The organism is Snodgrassella alvi, assembly GCF_002777855.1.
GTDB classification, from domain to species: Bacteria; Pseudomonadota; Gammaproteobacteria; order Burkholderiales; family Neisseriaceae; genus Snodgrassella; species Snodgrassella alvi_E.
This window is the reverse complement of sequence record NZ_MEIK01000028.1, coordinates 49,977-69,891: the sequence shown is the minus strand read 5'-3', so window position 1 is coordinate 69,891 and position 19,915 is coordinate 49,977. Positions and strand designations below refer to the sequence as shown.

Annotated in this window: 14 protein-coding genes and 1 tRNA gene; 9 read left to right on the top strand and 6 right to left on the bottom strand. The window is 48.4% G+C overall.

The genetic code is table 11. The features are described 5' to 3' along the window. Nucleotides 1-28: 28 nt before the first annotated feature. A complete protein-coding gene (gene ampD / locus BHC43_RS03650; RefSeq protein WP_100156541.1) occupies nt 29-613 on the bottom strand; it encodes a 1,6-anhydro-N-acetylmuramyl-L-alanine amidase AmpD in 585 nt (194 codons plus the stop codon). Between the two features lie 236 nt (nt 614-849). On the opposite strand from ampD, the gene BHC43_RS03645 reads away from it, so the two are divergent. Beyond that, nucleotides 850-925, top strand: a tRNA-Phe gene (locus tag BHC43_RS03645). Nucleotides 926-1,132: 207 nt separating this feature from the next. Here BHC43_RS03645 and BHC43_RS03640 read toward each other — a convergent pair. Both BHC43_RS03640 and BHC43_RS03635 read right to left on the bottom strand, forming a co-directional pair. Next, complete coding sequence (locus BHC43_RS03640; RefSeq protein WP_218966458.1) at nt 1,133-1,522, bottom strand: MarR family winged helix-turn-helix transcriptional regulator; 390 nt, start codon at nt 1,520-1,522, stop codon at nt 1,133-1,135. Nucleotides 1,523-1,591: 69 nt separating this feature from the next. Continuing rightward, a complete protein-coding gene (locus tag BHC43_RS03635; protein ID WP_100156539.1) occupies nt 1,592-2,023 on the bottom strand; it encodes a hypothetical protein in 432 nt (143 codons plus the stop codon). A 377-nt stretch (nt 2,024-2,400) separates the two neighbouring features. Here BHC43_RS03635 and BHC43_RS03630 point away from each other — a divergent pair, with 377 nt between their 5' ends. Beyond that, nucleotides 2,401-4,272: a non-ribosomal peptide synthetase gene (locus BHC43_RS03630; protein ID WP_100156575.1), complete on the top strand. Its 1,872-nt coding sequence runs from the start codon at nt 2,401-2,403 to the stop codon at nt 4,270-4,272. 69 nt (nt 4,273-4,341) lie between these two features. Here BHC43_RS03630 and BHC43_RS03625 read toward each other — a convergent pair whose 3' ends face one another. Next, entirely contained in the window at nt 4,342-6,435 is a 2,094-nt protein-coding gene (locus BHC43_RS03625) for a condensation domain-containing protein (protein WP_218966457.1), read from the bottom strand. A 426-nt stretch (nt 6,436-6,861) separates the two neighbouring features. On the opposite strand from BHC43_RS03625, the gene BHC43_RS03620 reads away from it, so the two are divergent. From BHC43_RS03620 to BHC43_RS03600, 5 genes are all read left to right on the top strand, one after another. Next, a complete protein-coding gene (locus BHC43_RS03620; protein WP_100156538.1) occupies nt 6,862-7,803 on the top strand; it encodes an ABC transporter permease in 942 nt (313 codons plus the stop codon). Then, the gene (locus BHC43_RS03615; RefSeq protein ID WP_100156537.1) at nt 7,803-8,747 is read left to right on the top strand and encodes an iron chelate uptake ABC transporter family permease subunit; all 945 of its coding nucleotides are present in this window, start codon (nt 7,803-7,805) and stop codon (nt 8,745-8,747) included. The genes BHC43_RS03620 and BHC43_RS03615 overlap by 1 nt, the downstream gene beginning before the upstream one ends. After that, on the top strand, nt 8,744-9,514 hold the full coding sequence (locus tag BHC43_RS03610) for an iron ABC transporter ATP-binding protein (RefSeq protein ID WP_100156536.1): 771 nt from the start codon (nt 8,744-8,746) through the stop codon (nt 9,512-9,514). Before BHC43_RS03615 ends, BHC43_RS03610 begins: the two co-directional genes overlap by 4 nt. 2 nt (nt 9,515-9,516) lie before the next feature. Continuing rightward, complete coding sequence (locus BHC43_RS03605) at nt 9,517-10,503, top strand: siderophore ABC transporter substrate-binding protein (protein ID WP_100156535.1); 987 nt, start codon at nt 9,517-9,519, stop codon at nt 10,501-10,503. Between the two features lie 102 nt (nt 10,504-10,605). Then, the gene (locus tag BHC43_RS03600) at nt 10,606-12,870 is read left to right on the top strand and encodes a TonB-dependent receptor (protein ID WP_180297418.1); all 2,265 of its coding nucleotides are present in this window, start codon (nt 10,606-10,608) and stop codon (nt 12,868-12,870) included. 54 nt (nt 12,871-12,924) lie between these two features. On the opposite strand, the gene basC is transcribed toward BHC43_RS03600, so the two are convergent. Next, on the bottom strand, nt 12,925-14,241 hold the full coding sequence (gene basC / locus BHC43_RS03595) for a putative histamine N-monooxygenase (RefSeq protein WP_218966456.1): 1,317 nt from the start codon (nt 14,239-14,241) through the stop codon (nt 12,925-12,927). Nucleotides 14,242-14,300: 59 nt separating this feature from the next. Further along, nucleotides 14,301-17,147 carry a condensation domain-containing protein gene (locus tag BHC43_RS03590; RefSeq protein WP_180297417.1) on the bottom strand — a complete coding sequence of 949 codons (2,847 nt, stop codon included), beginning with the start codon at nt 17,145-17,147 and terminating at the stop codon, nt 14,301-14,303. Between the two features lie 215 nt (nt 17,148-17,362). Here BHC43_RS03590 and BHC43_RS03585 point away from each other — a divergent pair, with 215 nt between their 5' ends. Together BHC43_RS03585 and BHC43_RS03580 are read left to right on the top strand one after the other, a co-directional pair. Then, nucleotides 17,363-18,976 carry a (2,3-dihydroxybenzoyl)adenylate synthase gene (locus BHC43_RS03585; RefSeq protein ID WP_100156534.1) on the top strand — a complete coding sequence of 538 codons (1,614 nt, stop codon included), beginning with the start codon at nt 17,363-17,365 and terminating at the stop codon, nt 18,974-18,976. Nucleotides 18,977-19,008: 32 nt separating this feature from the next. Next, on the top strand, nt 19,009-19,884 hold the full coding sequence (locus BHC43_RS03580) for an isochorismatase family protein (RefSeq protein ID WP_100156533.1): 876 nt from the start codon (nt 19,009-19,011) through the stop codon (nt 19,882-19,884). Nucleotides 19,885-19,915: the final 31 nt, after the last annotated feature.

The following is a 19,915-nucleotide window of genomic DNA, read 5'->3' as shown; positions in this document are numbered from 1 at the left end:
AAAAATACCACCCACAGGCAGCTTTAAGCTACAAAGGCCATTGATAATCCGTGATTACTGGCAAATGATGCTCACAGAGCCGCTGCCACTGAAAAAAATGCCCTGGGTCAGACTTACGTCCCGGCGCCACATGCTGATGTCCAGTAATCGCGCGTATCGGATAACTGGCACATAATGCTTGCAACAACTCAATTAGCTGTGCATATTGAAACTCTGTAAATGGTTCAAAATCGCAGCCTTCGAGCTCAATACCAATCGAAAACGCATTACAGCCTTCTCGTCCCTCAAACCGCGATACGCCCGCCTGATATGCTGCATCATCACAGGATACAAACTGCACTAAAGCACCACTGCGCTCAATCAAGAAATGACTGGATACGCGCAAAGCAGTAAGCGAGCGCATAAAATCATCCGGTTCATCCGCTTTAATCTGATTGGTAAACAGCCGCTGTACCGCTTTCTGCCCATATTCAAAGGGTGGCAGGGAAATATTATGTAACACAATTAGCGATATATCGGCCGGCTGCGGGCGTGGACTAAAATTCGGCGACGGTGTATGCGTACATTGCTGCCACCAGCCATTTAACCATTGCGGCTTATCTTCGCCCTGCATCTGTTTCGCCTTTGTGATAAAAAATGCTTACCTTAATACAGCTCCGTTTACCCGTCCACTATTAACCAAAAACGAGACCCACAAAGCATTTAGAGTAAAGCTTTGGCTGCCAATATAGCAGGCAAAATGTCATTAATCAGATTTTTCTGTTACAGAAACAATCATATAAACAACCAAACCAATAAAATACTTGCCAAGCACGCTAATATCTGGTTTAATGCGCACTCTTCCCCGATGGCCAGATAGCTCAGTCGGTAGAGCAACGGACTGAAAATCCGTGTGTCGGCAGTTCGATCCTGCCTCTGGCCACCATTAATAACCGCCAAGAGCGGTTATTTTTTTATTCAAAAACAATTTTTATTAAAATATAAATTAATCTTTGATTATAATTGTGGCAAATTTTTCTATAGTTTGGGGAAACAATGATTGGCAATATCAGCCAATTGCCAGATAAATGATATTGGTATAATTAACTTTTTAAGTCTACTATATTTAAAGTAAACCGAAGAAAATTTAGTTTTAAACTTTCAACAGGGCTAAGAGCATCTGATGGAAGCGGTTTTTATTTTCCCCTAATGCCGCGAAAAACTGCTGGTCTATGTGCTCGACTAAAGGCACGGTTTGATTGGCTTTGTCGAAGCCGGCTGGTGTGAGGGTAATGGATTTGGCGCGACTGTCTCTGCTGGAAACGCTGCGGATGATATGACCCTTTTTTTCTAGATTTTCCAGTATCTGTGAGATGGTCATGACGTCGATATTGGTTTTATCGGCGAGTAAGACTTGTGTGATTTCTTGCTCATATTGTGACAAATAGGCAAGTGTGGCTAGTACGATAAACTGGGGATGGGTGATGTGCTGCTGTTTGAGACAATTTTTTATTTGGTTGTGCCAGGACGAATAAGTTTTCATGAAAACAAAACCAATTGAATCGCTATCTTTGGTAAATTGTGTATGAAATTTATTGTCCTGACTCATTTCTTAGTTCTCGACGAGATGTTTCAATGCGTATGCTTTGTCCATAATATCATCAGAGATTTGTTTTAGAAAATCACGCGTTGCGGCATTATCAAGTTTTTCATCAGGAATGAGTGCAATTTCAGCTTTTAAGGCATATTGGTCTTTTGATAGCTGCACTATCTGATGGGAAAAATATAATAAGCCGATATCGGGCATATTAAATTCTTCAGTAAATTCCTGATTGGTTATGACTTTTGAAAGTGTTACAGACATTGCGGGCATATGCTGAATTTTAAACATGCCCTGTACGCCGGTTTTCAGCTCGCCTGTAAGGCGAAATTCTTCTAGATCGGTTTCCCACTGCTGTCTTAATGAGATTTCAGTGTAGTAAGGCCAGATTTTTTCTGGTGTAGCTGAGGTTGGCAGAGTGAAAGTGATTGCTATTTTGTCCATTGTTTTCCCTTTTTGATAAGTAAACTTATTATATGTGTACTTATAATAAGGAGCAACAAAAATATTGTTGTGATTTATTCCTGCTAAATGTTTGCGGCTGTTTATGATTTATCCAAATCTGCTCTTTCAGCCAATTTGTCCCTACTCTTCTGCGGCTGGCAATTATTACCTGCTGAGTTTGACAAAATATATCTGACAATCAGATACGATTAGAAAAATATTTATAAATCATACCCATATTTATAAATGAAAATAATTATTATTATCTTTTAAAAAGCGTTAATCATGTATAGAATGTGTTTGTCAGCAGGCAGTTAACTGAGCGGGCAATGCTTGATGGCTGCCGCTGTGTTATCACGATAATGGGAGAAATTGATATGCAATCTGACCAAGCCGCGCTACAGCAACCCTACCCTTCTGCATCAGATGACTATGTACCGGACGGATTGCATACAAAGGGTACAGGGAAGCAGGTATTTGATTTTTTAGACCGTATCCGGCGTAATTTGTTTGCGGGTGTGGTGGATAAAACGGCACTCTTTTATGCTGGTCAGGCCATTAGTTATCCACAGATGGGTGAACAGGTGGCCAGGTTCATGCAGGTATTGCAACAAAAAGATTTACAAGCTGGCGCGGTGGTGGCGGTGTGTCTGCCTAAAAGCGCGGAGCATGTGTATGCGGTGGTGGCATGCGCCCTGCTGGGCATTATTTGGTTACCGGTGGATATGGACGCACCACCGGCACGGCGTATGTATTTGCTCGACAATAGTGAGGTTGATGTTGTGATTGCACAAGCGCATATTGCTGGTCGGCAATGTATTGTGCTGGATGAGCTACCGGCAGCTCCGTTAATGCCGGTGCCGGAATGCCGCTACCGGCTGGACAGAAGTGCGGCTTATTATTTGTATACTTCCGGCAGTACGGGGGTGCCGAAATGTGTGGTTCTGAATAATCAGGCTACGGCGAATGTGCTCGAACACACAATCGACAGGTGGCAAGTGCGGCAGGAAGATGTGTTGATGGCGGTAACGCCATTTCATCATGATATGTCGGTATTCGATGTGTTTGCGGCGATGGCTCAGGGAGCAACGCTGGTAGTACCGACGATAATGCAAGTGAAGGATGCGTGTGCATGGGCTGAGCTGGTGGCCGAACACAAGATTACAGTGTGGGTGAGTGTACCGGCAATTGTGGATATGCTGTGCAGTGTGGCGCGGCCGGAGCAATTACAATCGTTGCGGCTGGTGGCACAGGGAGGTGATTATATTAAGCCTGCTCTGATTGAGTATTTACGCCAGCAACTACCACAGGCTCGTCTGTTTTCGCTGGGGGGGCCGACGGAAACCACTATCTGGAGTATATGGCATGAAATAACAGCACAAGATGTGGATGTGATTCCTTATGGTCAGGCTTTGCCACACAACCACTACTATATTCTGGACGAAGCATTGCAGCCGTGTGCGCTTGGTGAGGTGGGGCAAATGTATATGTCAGGTGTGAATCTATCCAATGGTTATCTGCTTAATGGGCAGATGCTGACCAATGATTTTGTGCCGCTGGACTGCGCAGGCGGAAAAATTGCATTACGTATGAGTGATCTGGGCTATGTCCGTGAGGATGGCAATATTATTTTTGCGGGGCGTACACAAGGATATTTGAAGATTAAGGGGGTACGGATTTCGGCGGCGGAGGTGGAAGCGGTGCTGGCTAAATCCGGCGGCCTAGCCGATAGTGTGGTGGTGGGCTGTACGCATCCGGTAACAGCGATGCAGGAGCTGGTGGCCGTGTATAAGCTGCCGGCGGGGATGGAGGATATGGATATTTTGGCGTTGAAAGAACGTCTGCTGTTGAGCCTGCCTAAATCGCATATTCCGACACGCTGGCTAGCGGTTGAAGAAATTCCGCTAACACGCAATGTGAAAATTGACCGCAAGCTGGTTCAGCAAATGGCACAGGAACAGTTGTATCCGTCTGCACCGCAGGCTGAGACCACTTCAGTGCAGGAGCAGACTCTGGCTGCGGATATTGTGGCGATTTTCCGCGACTTCCACTCGCAATCGGCTGCCAGTACCGAAAATATCACTGGACACACTGAGATTCTAGCGATGGGCATGCGACTGAAACAATTGGTGCAGGTGGCTGGCCGGATTAAAGAGCGGTTTGATATTAAGCTTGAGGCGCCGTTGCTGCTGCGTTGTAAGACGATACAGGATGTGGTGCGACAGGTGCAGCAGAAGATGCGGCATTAGTGTTAGAAAATAATATCAATAAAGTGCTTAAAGTAGATTTAAGCACTTTATTGTTTTTGGGACTTTGGTTTAGCGACCAGCTTTGATGACAGCCTGAGCAGCCAATTGCAGCAATAACTGTTGTATTTCAGCGGCAATGCGTTGGATTAATGCGCTCGGGAAGCGGTGTGCCTGATAGGTGATGATCATGTTCAGGCTGGGCTGGTTGTTGATGAGGTTTTCCATGATTTCGAAATGCAGGCCAAACATGGATTCATTGCGTTCGGGCAGTATTTGCCGGTAGGGAACCGTACCCTTTGGGGTGTTGAGCTCACCGTTGAGGGCGTTGCCGGAGTGGATGTGGATGTATACGTCAAACATTAATCCCTGATTATCGGGGATGCCGATGGCCTGCTGGATATAGTTTATCGGGATATCGGCATAATCCATGGATTCGTTGATTTGCTGGCTGGTGGCAGCCAGCAGGGAATCGAATGTCTGCTGCGGACTAAAATGAATACGGTGAGCCACCATGGTGGTGAAGTAGCCGACGGTGTCAAAGTAATTTGGGTCGGTACGGCCGGAAGCGGAGGTGCCGATAACGATTTCTTGTAAATCGCCCTCTTTTTGCAGCACGCTGGCGATGGCGGTGTAAAACACACTGAAAATTGAGGCGTGGTGGGCTCTGGCAAAGGCAGAAATTTGTTGATGGAAGGTGTGGTCGAAACTGAGTTGCAGCCATTCTACCTGTGGGGCGCTGTTGCTGGTTGCGGGTACGGCTGTTTTTAGGTTCAGGCCGGTAACGGCTCCTTGCAGACGGCTGCGCCAGTATTCGAGGTGTTGCGGGTCGATGCCGTGCAAACGCTGCTGGCGTGCAAATTCATGAATACTCGGTACGCTATTTGGCCATTCAGGCGCTTTACCTTGCAGGCGTGCGGCGTAGGCGGTGTTTAAATCGGTCATGATGGTATTTAGAGACCATTCGTCGATGACCATGTGATGCACGAGAAAGGAAAGAATGGTGTGGCCGTTTTTGGCTTTTAATAACCGGATTCTGAGTGGTAGTTCGCGGGTCAGATCAAACTGGTAGGCTGCTTCGCTGGCTAATGTGGCGCCGGTGCTGTCGCTGCTTGGCCAGAACCAGTGGTATTGCTTTAGTTCGGCTACGGGCACGGTGTATTGTATGGTTTGCTTTCCATCACTGCGAAATAGTGTACGCAAACCAACGTGGCGGATGATTAAGTCCTGAAAAGCCTGATGCAAAGCTTCTTCATTGATTGGCTGCTGAAATTCTATAGCAAAGGGTAAGTTATATATGGGACTAAAGTTGAAAGCACGATAGGCCTGCCATAGAAAATCCTGTGCCAGTGTTAGGGGTGCCTGCTCATCCGGCTGTGCTTCGGTGGTGTTGGCTGGAGCCTGCTCTTGCCGCGCGACGGTAGCCAGTGCACGGGCGGTGGGTGATTTGAAGAAGTCGTTGAAGGTGAGTTTGACGCCGTGGTTGTTTTGTAGGTTGCCAATGACGCGGGTAGCCAGCAGTGAATGGCCACCAAAGTCGAAGAAGTCATCGTCCGCTGACATATCCGGCTCGGCCAGTGTGTTTCTGAACTCGGTCAGAATAAGGTCAGAAATGGCACTGTTAGCGTGTGCCTGAGCCATGGTGTTGAGGCCGTCTAGATTAATGGGAATCAGCTCGGGCGGGCGGGTAGAATGACTCAACTTGGTGTAGTCAGCCATTATTTCTTCACATAGTTCTTCGGTTGTGAATGATTGTGAGAGTACTGGATGAAGGCGAAAGGCTAGTATAACGCCGGTGCTGGTGCTGATGATATCGGCCAAAAATGGTGGCATGCTTTCTGGTTGCCATTGAAGCTGCGCCAGAGTGGTTAATAAGCCGGCAACGCTGTCTGAGTCTGTCTGCTCATGATGTATGCAGGCTGTCCAGTCTGTGTCTGGATATTTGTATAAATCGCCATCATCGGTGAATTCGTAACGGGTATTTAAATCGGGATGGTTGCTGAGCAGATTTTGAATGCTTTGTTGCAGGATGGCAGTATCCGCAGCAGGATGCATCTGCCATGCTGTGAGCTGATATTTTATCTGCTCCGGTTCCTGCAATTGCTGCATCCAGATATATTCTTCATGTTCGGTTGCGGGTGATGGTGCTGTTTGGGTGTCGAGCATGCTGTTTAACCTCTCTTGTCCTGACTATGCTAAGTGAGTAAATGTTAATTGATGGCCGTTTATTGGTATAAAACGCCAATAAATTAACTTTTATTAACTATTTGAGGGGCTTGTGTCGGTGTTATTCTGCTTTTGAAGCTAGATTGTTTTTATTGTATTAATAATACTTTACATATAATTTAGCAATATAATACAATTGATTCTCATTTCCATCAATAATAATCGGTGTTATCTATTTTTGGCATATGTTTTGAATCATGTGCTCATGAGATAAGAATTCAATACACCTTCTTGAGGAGAATCAATGCGCGGGCGGTTTCAGCCAGAGCAGGCGCAGAATTTATCCTGCGGGCTTGCGGTTTTTCTTATTTTCAATTCAATGTCGATAGCAAGGTGCTGTTGTCACGCTGATAAGGCTTTAGGCTGATGTATCGGGCGCTGACGGCTGTGTTTATCAGTTTGTGCATTGTGTCTTTGCTGGTAGGCTCAGATCCGGTGTCATGGTCGGGCTTACTGGCCGGTGCCGAGGGTGACTGGCTGACGCTACGCGTTAGCCGTTTGCCACGCCTGATAGCCATTATTCTGACGGGTATGGGGCTGTCTGTTAGCGGGGTGATTTTGCAACAGATTGTCCGCAATAAATTTGTGGAGCCGGAAACAGCTGGCGGGCTGGATGCGGCTAAGCTGGGCATTCTGGTATCGCTGGTGCTGCTGCCTTCAGCCGGTGTGTTCAGCAAAATGCTGACTGCACTGCTGTTCTGCTTTGTAGCCGGTGCGATTTATATTTTGATTGTTGCCAGAATCCGTTTTCAACAAGTTGTGCTGATTCCGGTTATCGGGCTGATGTATGGCTGTGTGCTCAGTGCCGCAGCTGAATTCTATGCTTATAAATATAATCTTCTCCAAAATGTGCAAGGTTGGCTACTGGGTGATTTTGCCCGTGTGGTACAGGGGCATTATGAGCTGCTGTATGTGCTGATTCCGGTGCTTGTGTTCAGCTTTGTGTTTGCTCAGCGGTTTACAGTGGTGGGCATGGGGGCGGAAATGGCCACTAGTCTGGGTGTGGGCTACCGGCGCACGGTGGCGCTGGGGCTGCTGCTGGTGTCGATAACGGTGGCTGCCACGGTGATTACGGTGGGGTCGATTCCATTTATTGGGCTGGTGATTCCAAACTTGGTAGCGCTGAAATATGGCGAACATTTGGTTAAAACCCTGCCACTGGTGGCGCTTGGTGGTGCCTGCTTGCTGCTGTTGTGTGATATCTGCGGCCGTCTGCTGATTTATCCGTTCGAAGTACCGATTGGGCTAACAGCTGGAGCGGTGGGTGGCATTGTGTTTCTGTTGCTGATTTTGCGGGGGTTACGCTGATGAACCGTCGCTTCTGGATACTATGTGCCTGCATTGTCGGACTAGCGTTGTTTTTTATGCTGTATGACTCCGGCTTTGATGTTGATTATGTACTGCCCAAACGCCTGTTGCGGCTGGGAACGATTCTGCTGGCAGGTGTGTGCATTGCGGTGTCATCGGTGGTATTTCAGACATTGGTGACCAACCGTGTTCTCACACCAGCAGTGATGGGCTATGAATCGGTGTACCTGTTTTGGCAGGTGCTGCTGCTGTTTTTTCTCGGACAGAGTGGTTTGGGGCTGCTGGGCCTCAATGGCAATTTCTTTGCTTCAATGGGTCTGATGCTGTTGTATTCATGGCTGATTCATCATTTTCTGCTGCCACGCGCACGGCAGAATCTGTGGTTATTGCTGTTGTTTGGACTGGTGCTGACGATGGTGATTACGACGTTGACGCAGTTTATTGAGCTGAAAATTAGCCCAGGGGAATTTTCGGTGTTTCAGGGTATTAATTATGCTTCGTTTAATCATTCGGAAATTCAGACTCTAATTTATGCAGCAGTAGCGATACTGGTTGTGGGCAGCTTGGGCTACCCGTATCTATCCACGCTGGATGTGATGGCACTGGGTGAAGAACAGGCTGTGTCTCTGGGAGTAGATTACGCACGTTTTGTGCGCTGGGGATTTGGTCTGATTGCGGTGCTGGTAGCGGTATCGACTAGTCTGGTAGGGCCGACGGCATTTATGGGGGTATTTATTGCCAATATGGCTTATGCCTTTGCCGGCCATTTTCAGCATAAACGCATTCTATGGTTTGCCAGTGCGGTGGCGGTGGCGGTGTTTCTGGTGGCGCAGATTCTGGTGGAGCATGTGTTCAATTATAAGACCACGGTCAGTATTTTAATTAACCTGATTTGCGGGGTGTATTTCCTGCTGCTGATTGTGCGTCATCGGGGAATGGCATGATTGATATTCGGAATATTTGTAAAAGTTATGGCCATAAGCCGGTGCTGAAGGATATTAATCTGCAGCTGCCGCTGCATCAGGTAACGGCATTGATTGGGCCGAATGGGGCAGGTAAATCCACACTGCTCATGATTCTGGCCCGTTTACTATCCCCTACTTCGGGCACGATTCTGCTGGAAAAGCAGGATATCGCTGCCATCCGGACTGCTGAATATGCCCGTCTGGTGGCAACGCTGCGCCAGTCGACCTATTTCGGCCTGCGCCTAACGGTAAAGGAGCTGGTGTCTTTTGGCCGTTTTCCGTATGGGCACGGGGTGCTGTCTGCACGCGACCATCAGGTGATAAATGAGGCCATTGATTTTTTGGGGCTGGGCGCACTGCGCGATGTGTATATCGATGAATTAAGTGGCGGTCTGCGCCAAATGGCTTTTTTAGCAATGACGATTGCACAGGAAACACCGATTCTGCTGCTGGATGAGCCGCTAAACAATCTGGATATGAATCATGCGGTACAGATTATGTCAGCGGTGCGGCGGCTGTGTGAAGAGCAACAAAAAACGGTGATTATGGTGGTGCATGATATTAATTTTACGGCCAATTATTCTGATTATATTGTGGCCTTAAAACAGGGACAGGTTTATTTCAGCGGAGCTACTCATGAAGTCATAACGGAAGAGCGTTTGAGCGGGCTATATGAACTGGAATTTGAAATCAGTCAGGGTAAGCATGGTTATGTGTGTCAGTATTTTCATACGTTGAAAGGATAAATATGAACGGGAAACTCAGAAAAAGTGCACTCGGTGTGCTGGGACTGACGGCGGTAATGTCACTGCTGGCGGTGAGTGGGTGTGATAAGCAGGCGGCACCGACAACCGCCACGCCGGTACAAATGCGTGACCAACCATTGGTTATCAAACACCAGCTGGGTACCACCACAATTAATGATGTGCCACAGCGGGTGGCGGCACTGGATATGAATGAAGCAGACTTTCTGGATCAGCTCAATGTGCCGATTGCCGGCATGCCTAAGGATTTTATTCCGCATTTTCTGAAAAAATACCAAAACAATCATGATGATATCGCAGACTTAGGCGGTATTGTGCAGCCGAATATGGAGCGCATCCATACCTTGAAACCAGACCTGATTTTGATGACTCCGATTCAGAAAGACCATTATCAGGAGCTGAGTGAGATTGCGCCCGCGCTGTATTATGAAATTAATTTCAATAACAGTGAACACGGACATCTAGACACAATTAAAAACCATCTGCTGACGCTGGGTAAGATTTTCAACCGTGAAGAGCTGGCAAGCACTAAGGTGGCGCAGTTGGATGCAGAGGTGAATAAAGTACGCGCGGTAACAAAAGGACGGCCGGAAAAGGCGCTGGTGGTACTGTACAACAATGGCTCTTTTAGCAATTACGGGGTGGATTCCCGTTACGGCTTTATTTTCAGCGATCTGGGGGTAAAACCGGCCAGCAATGACACCAGTACCACGCTGCATGGACAGCCAATTTCCAGTGAGTTTATCAAACGGGCTGACCCAGACATTCTGTATATTATCGACCGCACTTCGGTGATGGAACATCAGCCAGTGATTACGGAGGCTCAGGTAACCAATCCGTTATTGCGCGCCACCAAAGCATGGAAGAATAAGCGCGTGGTTTTTGTGGATGCCGATGCTTGGTATACCACCGGTGCTAGCCCTACTTCGATGCGTTTGCTGATGCAGGATGTGATAAAAGGTTATCAATAATACTGATAACGATTTCACAACCAAACCCTTATCAGCCTACAGGAATCAACTACTGCCAATAAATTTAAACATTTTTGTAGACTGAATTTTCAGGAGAAATTGATGGGTAAACACACGCATCACCGCAGGCAGGATGGCTTGTCTGCGCCGCAGAAACGCGATAGCCGTGGCTTACAAGCTACTGCTTTTGCACCCAAAGCGCTGCTACTGAGTATGGCCAGTGCCATGCTGATGTATGCGCCGGCGCTGTATGCCCAACCGGCTGATGATGAGGCTAAACCAGCGGTCAGGAAAAGCGCTGCGATTAAGGCTCAGCCTTCCGGTGAAGCCAACCTAGCCGAAGTGGTGGTTGAGGCAGGCCAAAGTAGCACCTACCCTGGAGGCCATGTGTCTAAAAACAATCGTATTGGTTTTCTGGGCAATAAAACAGCGATGGAAACGCCGTTTAATACGGTGAGCTATACGGATAAATTCGTTGAAGACAGTCAGGCACGCAATATTACAGATGTGATTGCAGCTACTGACCCATCCGTTTTCACCAATGGTGCGATTGGCGGCTGGAGTGAAAATTACTATATTCGTGGTTTTCAGTCTGATACCAATGATATGTCGATGAACGGGTTATTCGGTATTGCGCCATATTACCGTACGCCACCGGCCATGTTTTCACGGATTGAGGTGCTGAAAGGACCTTCTGCGCTGCTGAATGGTATGCCGCCGTCCGGTTCGGTGGCAGGTACGGTTAATCTGGTATCCAAACGCGCCGGAGATGAACCGCTGCTGCGAATATCACCTACCTATATGTCTGATTCGCAATGGGGCGGCACGATTGATGCCAGCCGTCGGTTTGGTCAGGACAAACAGTTTGGTATCCGTGTCAACGGTGTGTATCAGAATGGTTCCGGACCGGTGAGACAGCAGGATCTGAAAACGCAGCTTGGTTCGATAGGAATGGACTGGCGTGGCCACCGAGCCAGAGTTTCAGCCGATGTGTATATGGCGAATGATCGTGTGGATGGCGTAGTGAGGGGGATCAATCTGGGCAAGATAAAGGATGTTCCTGCACCGCCAAACCCGAAAACGCTTGTCAATCCCGACTGGTCTTATGTCAGCAATAAAGACCGCGGTGCAATGATGCGGGCTGAATATGATTTTAACGATAACATCACGGCTTATGCAGCGTTTGGGCGCAGTAAAACCAAATATGAATACAACGGTGCCACTTCTTCTGAGCTGCTGGACAATAAAGGCACCATCAATACGATGATTGGCCAGCTAGCATTCGATGTGGATAAAAAATCCGCAGACGTGGGTTTGAAAGGTCAATTCAATACCGGCCCAGTGTCGCATCAGTGGGTAATGAATACCACTTATTACAAACATGATGAGCATGATTACGGGGTGAGAAGAGTAGCCGGTGCTGACTGGATTACCAATATGTATCACCCAAAATGGGGCAAAACGGTACCGTTTAATAAAGCACCGATTTCAGTCAGTACGCTTGAGCTCACCAGCTATGGAGCGGCAGATATTATGTCTTTTCTGGATGAAAGACTACAGCTAACACTGGGTCTGCGCTATCAGGAGGTAAAAAGCGATATGTTCTCTCCCGGCTATAAAACGCTGATGACTCATTACAAAAAACACGCTTTAACGCCCGGTACGGCACTGCTGTTTAAAGCCACTGACCATATATCGCTGTATGGTAATTATATACAAGGGCTGACTAAGGGTGATTCAGCGCCAATTACGGCGGCCAACTACCCGAAAGTATTTGCACCGTATAAAACCAAGCAGGCTGAGCTGGGAATTAAATTTGATTACGACAAGCTGTCACAAACAATCAGCCTGTTCACCATTAAAAAACCCAGCAGCTATACGGATGTGGTCACCAATATGTTTACCTCTGGCGGCCAGCAGCGCAACCGTGGTATTGAGTGGAGCTTTATTGCCACGCCGATTGAAAATGTTCGTCTGATGGGGGGTGCCAGCTACATTAAACCGGAGCTCACTCGGCTAGCCAAGCGAGACAATGAAGGCAATATGGCCACTGGTGTGGCCAAGGTTCAGGGCAAGCTGGGTGCAGAATGGGATATCCGTGCCGCTGCTGGTGTTGTGACCCTATCTGCCAACGCCACCGCTGTATCCAAGCAATACCTAAATCAGGAAAATACCTTATCTGTTGGCGGTCATACTGTCTATGATGTGGGTGCCCGCTATAACGCTAAAGTATCCGGCCATCCGTTTACGGTACGCGCAGAAGTGAAGAATCTTACCAATAAAGCTTATTGGGGCATGCCACGCCTGTCGAATCTATCGCTGGGGGCACCACGTACATTCTATGTATCTGGTTCATACGATTTCTGATTTCCTACCAGCCAAAAAAAATCGCCCGCAGGCGATTTTTTTTGGCTATGAATTTTATTCTGGTAAACCATAGCGCTGAAAAGCTGAATATTCAGGTACCTGATAGTAGTTTTTACCCAAGAGTTGATTGACAATTACGCCATTACGGGTAGCGCCCATACCTAAATCAGGCGACCCAACACCCTGTTTGGCAATTTCAGCATTCTGAATAAAAATTCTTCCTTTGCCACCATCGCAGCGAACGGCGGTAAAGTCTTCGTTGATCAAATAATCATTCTGATCATCAGTTTGTAAAACAGTACCTTTCAATTCTTCAAACCATTGCGGCCATTGATGGCTGTAGCCGGTAGCGGCAACGATGGCATCGGTTTGGATGGTTTTGTGCTGATTTAGCTGGGTGTGCAGGCAAGTCATGTTTATCACGCCAGACGGCTGTACTTCCACCGATTGCACATCACAATTGGAATATAGGCTTAGACCAGCAGGCGCACCAGCAATGGTACGTTCATACAGCAAATTATAAATGTCGCCAATGGTGGTAAAGCTGATGCCCTTGTATAGTTGTCCCTGATTGGCGCTGATTTCCCGCCGTTTCTGTGCGGTTAGCGTCTGGAAATACTGCATATACACCGGTGTGAAGCATTCTTGTCCGAGCTTAGAAAATTCCATCGGATGAAAGCCGGCAGAGCGGGTAATCCAGCGGATAGAGGCACCGGCTTTGATTTGTTCCGGCAGCAAGGCGCGATACAGCGCCAGCACGCATTCTGCGGCACTCTGCCCTGCTCCAACTACGGTAACTTGCTTACATTGCTGCAACTGCTCCTGCATGCTAAGAAAGTGGGCGGAATGTTGAATTAAAGGATGGTTGGATTGTTTCAACCAGTCTGGTTCATAAGGCCGAGTACCCACGCCGATAGCAATATCCTGACTACAATACGTTTGTTTTTCGCCTGCGGCAGATTCACTTTCAATAATAAATTTCTGCTGTTGACGGTCGTAATTGACCGCGGTAACACAAGCGTCGAAATGGCAGGACGGTAGCTGGCTGACTGCCCAGCGGCAGTAATCATCATATTCCTGCCGCGGAATCAGGAAGCGGTCGTAATAGCAAAACAGATACAGCCGTTGCTGCTGATGCAGGTAGTTGAGATAGCTTAAGGGATGGCACGGATCGGCCATGGTCACTAAATCGGCCAGAAACGGCACTTGCAAGGTGGTACCGGGTATTAATAGTCCCGCATGCCAGTGAAAGGTGGGGGTTTTATCCAAAAACACTGCATTGACTTCGGTATGACGTGACAATAAAGCAGCCAACCCCAGATTAAAAGGGCCGATACCAATACCAGCCAGATCGGTTTGTTTCATATCCATGTTTATTTCATCCCTATGTTAACTAGACAATATTCAAATGTTTACTGCGGGTATTATCTTTACGCCATGGCCATGGCTGTATTAATCAGTTGCGCCACTTCCTCAATGTTGCGGCAGCCAATGAGCTGACGTGGATTCAAAGCCAGTGCGAATGTCTGATTTATCTGGCCAGTAATGGCTTTCACATGAGCCGGACGCAAGCCCAGCTGGGTGAATGATTGCGAGATTTGTATCTCGCACTCTGGAGCAATATTCAGAGTTTCACGATAGATATGCATCAGTTGCTGATGCTGCGCGGTGATAACAGCCGATTGTTGTGCATTCAGAAAATGCGGCGACGGCAAAATGGATTCGATGTTTATCAGCCCACTAGCTGCCACCTGAGTGCAAACACTAACTAATGCTTTTAGATAGTCTGCAATAATTGCATCACTGATGGCTTCCTGAGCATAGTCAACGTTAAACACCAATGCGCCATCCGCGCCAAGCATAAAACGGATATCTATGGCTACTTGTGGTGTTTGGGTCAGACCATTGACAAAGTGAAGTGGAATATCTGCCGGAAGCGTTGGCCATGACAGACCATTAGTAATCACTACCGGCAAAACCGGTGCCTGTCCATGCTGCTCAAACAGCAAACGCGCCAGCTCCACACCAGAAAACGCCAGATGCTGCAAACCCTCGAGCGTATCGGATTGTAATTTTTCGGCCTGTTCGATGAATCCGGCTTCTGCTTCCCATGTGGAGACAATAAATGTGGACTGATTAGACAATTCACCCTCATATAAGGGCAACACCGGTACCGCCACAGACAGCAATTCTGCTGTTTGCTGGCCGCGGGACAGTACCGCCAGTATCAGCGCCGTCAGTAAGGAATTCTTAAATAGCCCCTGCTGAGCGCCCATGCGGCATAAGGCGCGAAAGACGGGTTCGGATACAGCTGCACTCTGGCGCGCATAGCGGGAAGTCACCAGTGTAGCCAAAGGCTGTTTCCATGGTAGTTGCGCAATTGAGTGGATAGCTTGCAGGCGCTGCTGCCAGTAGGCTGCATCCTGAGCCACCTTGTGTTTATCCGGCAGCGCTACACTTTCTGACATGCCAATATCCGGCAAGGGCGTCGTGGTAAATAATTCCCGCATCAATTCAGCAATGGCTCGTCCATCCAGAATCAATGCATCAAAGCGCGCAAACAGCACAAACTGCTCATGCTTTAACTGAAATAGAGTGATATCCCATGGTGACTCATTTAAATCAAATATGGCCTGCTGATAGTGCTGGCGCAAGGCATCGATTTTTGCTGTAGCCTCTGCTGGCTCGTCTTCACACAAATTGATTTCAGTGAGATTTATCACTGCCTGCTGGCTGACTCGCTGGACACAACGGTTGGCATCGATATAGGTGCGTAGACTGGCATGATGCTGCACAATATCAGCCAGACGCTGACGAAAGTGCGGTAAATCCAATGTACCGGTATATTCACGAAATTCCTGCATAGCCACGCCACCCAGCGCAAATGTGGTGCTGCGCCCCAGTAAATAGGCTTTTTGCAAAGGATTCAGAATAATGACATTATCATTCTTTTCATCTGGATACAGCAGCTGTTTGAGTGCTGGCAACGGCTGGGTAAAGCGCTCTGGCTCCGCAATCAAGGTATTTAGCAGAGTTAAACAGCGCGTAAATAGTTCATTTACCCAGTCTTCCGGCAAGGCCTCTAAACGCACATCCCAGTTTATCAGGAGCTTATCCTGTATTTGGACAAACTGAGCGTCTAACGCTACCTGTGGCCCTTGAGAAATACACCAGTCCATGCTGCCAAACAGCTTATGTACACGGCTGGAAAACAGATTTTTTTCAGGCATATCCACTGCGGCAGTAAATACGACCGGTGACATTTGCGGGGTGGTGTGATGGCGCGACAGACGCCGCATCACATTCACGCCGCTAAACTGCCGGTGATCCAGACACTGACGCCATTCTGCTGCCACCTGCCGGCAGAATGCAGACAAACTGGTGGCAGAAGTCATATCAATGTTCAGCAACACCATATCGGCAAAATCACCGATGGTGCGTTCAATATCAGGCACAATGGGTTCGCGCCAGAAAAATGGCACATTCAGCCGGTAAGCTAGATCTTCGGTTTTTTTGCCCAGTGTATAGGCAAAAATCCCAAGCATCAGTGCCGAAAAAGTCAACTCATGTTGACGCGCCAGTTGCCGTAACTGAAGATTCTTCCCCGCGTCCAGGGTGGCACTCAGCCGCGTACTCTGCACCGCCGCCTCAGCAGCTTCTTTCAACGGCAAAGTCGGTGCCGGTGCCAGTGTAGTGATGCGCGCTTGCCACCATGCACGGGCACGCTGCTGCTGTTGCTGTTCATACCAGTCTTGCTGCAACTTATAACGCCAATCGTAAAAAGACGCGGGCGGCGGCAACACTGCTCCGCCATCTGCATACAACTGCGCCATATCTTCCATCAGGATACAAAAACTGGACGGGTCTACCGCAACCATGTCGGTATCGATATGCAGACGGAACGCATCAGCGCCCAGCAGACTGAGCGAAAAGCGCGCTGTCTGCGCTTTTGCCAGATTCAGCTGCTGATGCGTCCAAAGCTGACGTTTGTGTTCCAGCATTTGTTGCTGTTGTGCCGCAGATAAATGTAAAAAATCATCTATTTCCAAAACATTTTCTGGCGGTTCATTCCGGAAACTAATCTCTCCCGCCGCATTAAGTTGCAGGCGCAGCAGCTCATGCCGCCGGTACAGATTTTCGATAGCATGCCTGAGTTTATCTACATCGATATGGCTGCCATTGAATTCGGTATACAAATGAGCAGCCACACCACCCAGCATGGCACCATGCGCCCGCCCAAACCAGCATGCAGCCTGCATTGAAGTAAGTTCACGCATTATTTCTTTACTCTGTTGACAAATTTACGATTTTTGACGATGATACATGTAAATGAAAATGATTACCAGTTTCATTTGTTTAATTAAAAACAAAAGTAAACTCATCAACAGAAACCGCTGAGCAGACAGTCAACAGAACGTTGCAGCAGCAATAAAGTAACAATAAATCAACACTCTTTGCCTGCTTTAGCCGGTTAAGCACAAAAGGCTGATAAATGATTAGCTTCACACACTGGCCGGAAGAATTTGCCCGCCGTTACCGAGACCAAGGGTACTGGCTGGATCAACCGTTAACTCGTGTACTGACCCAAACGGCAGAAAGGTCACCATTAGCCACCGCCATTATCTGTGCAGAGCGCCGCATCAACTATCAGGAACTCAATCATTATTCAGATACTCTGGCCGCCAGACTGATGGAACAAGGATTAGCCAGCGGTGACACAGCGCTGGTGCAGCTGCCGAACTGCGCCGAATTTTATATTGTGTTTTTCGCACTGCTTAAAGCCGGCATCGTGCCGTTGAATGCTCTGTACAACCATCGCCAACATGAACTGGGCAGTTTTTGCCACCAGATCAAACCCAAACTACTGATTGCCTCCCGCCGACATGAAGTATTCAACAACAACGAGTTTCTTCAACACTTGTCCGCTCAACACCTGTCTCCCGAACTGGTGCTAATGCAGGACGCGCTTGAGAGTGACCAAAATTTAGCCGATTGGTACAGCAATCCGCCCGCCTCCTACAGCCAATTTGCCCCCACGCCGGCGGATGAAGTTGCCTTTTTCCAGCTCTCTGGAGGCAGCACTGGTACGCCAAAGCTCATTCCGCGCACCCATAATGATTACGATTACAGCGTTCGCGCCAGTGCCGAAATCTGTCACCTCAGCGCACACACACGTTTTCTCTGTGCCATGCCGGCTCCGCACAATTACATCCTCAGCTCACCCGGCGCACTAGGCGTATTTCATGCCGGCGGCTGCGTGGTGATGGCACCCAGTCCCGAACCGGCCAACTGCTTTGCACTGATTGAGCAGCATCAGATCAACATGGTCGCCCTTGTGCCCAGTGCCATATCCCTGTGGATGCAGCGGCCAGAACAAGAACGGCTGAAAACCCGTTCATTGCAGCTCATTCAGGTAGGCGGAGCCAGCTTTCCAGAGTCTGTGGCACGGCAGGTATTACATGTATTTGGCTGCCAGTTGCAACAAGTATTCGGTATGGCAGAAGGATTAGTAAATTACACACGTTTGGATGACACCGAGGAGCTGATTGTCAGCACACAGGGGCGTCCCATCAGTCCAGATGATGAAGTACGCGTAGTGGATGCAGACGGCAACGACGTACCGGACGGTGAAACCGGCATGCTCAAAACACGTGGTCCCTATACTTTTCGTGGCTATTATCAAAGTCCAGAGCACAACGCTCAGGCTTTTGATGCTGAAGGTTTCTACTACTCGGGTGACTTAGTACAACGTTACATTAATGGCTATATAAAAGTGGTCGGACGCGTAAAAGATCAAATTAACCGCGGTGGCGAAAAAATAGCCGCCGAGGAAATCGAAAAACTGCTGATTACCCATCCCGATGTCAGCGCCGCGGCACTGGTGGCCGTCAGCGATGAGCGTTTTGGTGAAAAAAGCTGTGCCTTTATTGTGTCACACAATCCGCAGTTATCCGCACTGAGCCTGAAACGACATCTGCTCAATCTGGGCATTGCCCACTACAAACTGCCCGATCAGGTGTGCATGATAGACAGCCTGCCGCTCACAGCCGTGGGTAAACCCGATAAAAAACGCCTGCGCGAAAGCCTACAGCATCATCCAGCCTGATGATTTAATCCTGAGAGAACGAGAGAAACAGTATGACGATTAGACAAATTACCGATTATCCCATGCCTGAAGCCACCCAATTGCCGCAGAATAAAACCACCTGGGTGCCAGACAGCTCCCGCGCGGTGCTATTAATCCACGACATGCAAAAATATTTTCTGAATTTCTATCAGCCTGACAGTCCGCTGATTCAGTCAATGATTCAGAACTTACACCGTCTGCGCAGCTGGGCGGCACAACAGCAGATACCCGTAGTCTATACCGCCCAGCCACACCAACAAAGCCCGCAGGAGCGTGCGCTTCTTACCGATGTCTGGGGGCCGGGTATCACCACCGCCGCGGCAGAAGAACAGCACATCGTGGCGGCACTCACGCCACTGCCGCAAGATACCGTACTGACCAAATGGCGCTATAGCGCCTTTCAGCGTACCGAATTACATACTCTGATGCAGCAATGGCAGCGCGACCAGCTGATTATCGGTGGCGTATACGCGCATATCGGCTGCATGATTACTGCTGCCGAAGCCTTTATGCAGGATATTCAGCCTTTTTTTGTGGCTGATGCCTTAGCTGATTTTTCCCTGCAACAACAGCTCTATGCACTGGAGTACGTAGCTGGTTGCTGCGGGCAGGTAACCACCACTGCCGCCTTACTACCCGAAACCGACGGGCTGACACGTGCATGGTTGACACACAGAATTCAGACCTTGCTCGAAACAGCGTCCGAACCGATAGACCCCGAAGAAAACTTAATTCTGTATGGACTGGATTCATTACGCATCATGCAGTTTGCCTCCGAACTCAAACAACACAACATCCATATCGGCTTCGAAGCACTGGGACAGCAGCCCACACTAAACAACTGGTGGCGCCTGATTGAAGCAGAGCAAACCGCAGCCATGGTCTAAAACCTCTAGCCACACTAGCAAAACACTGGCA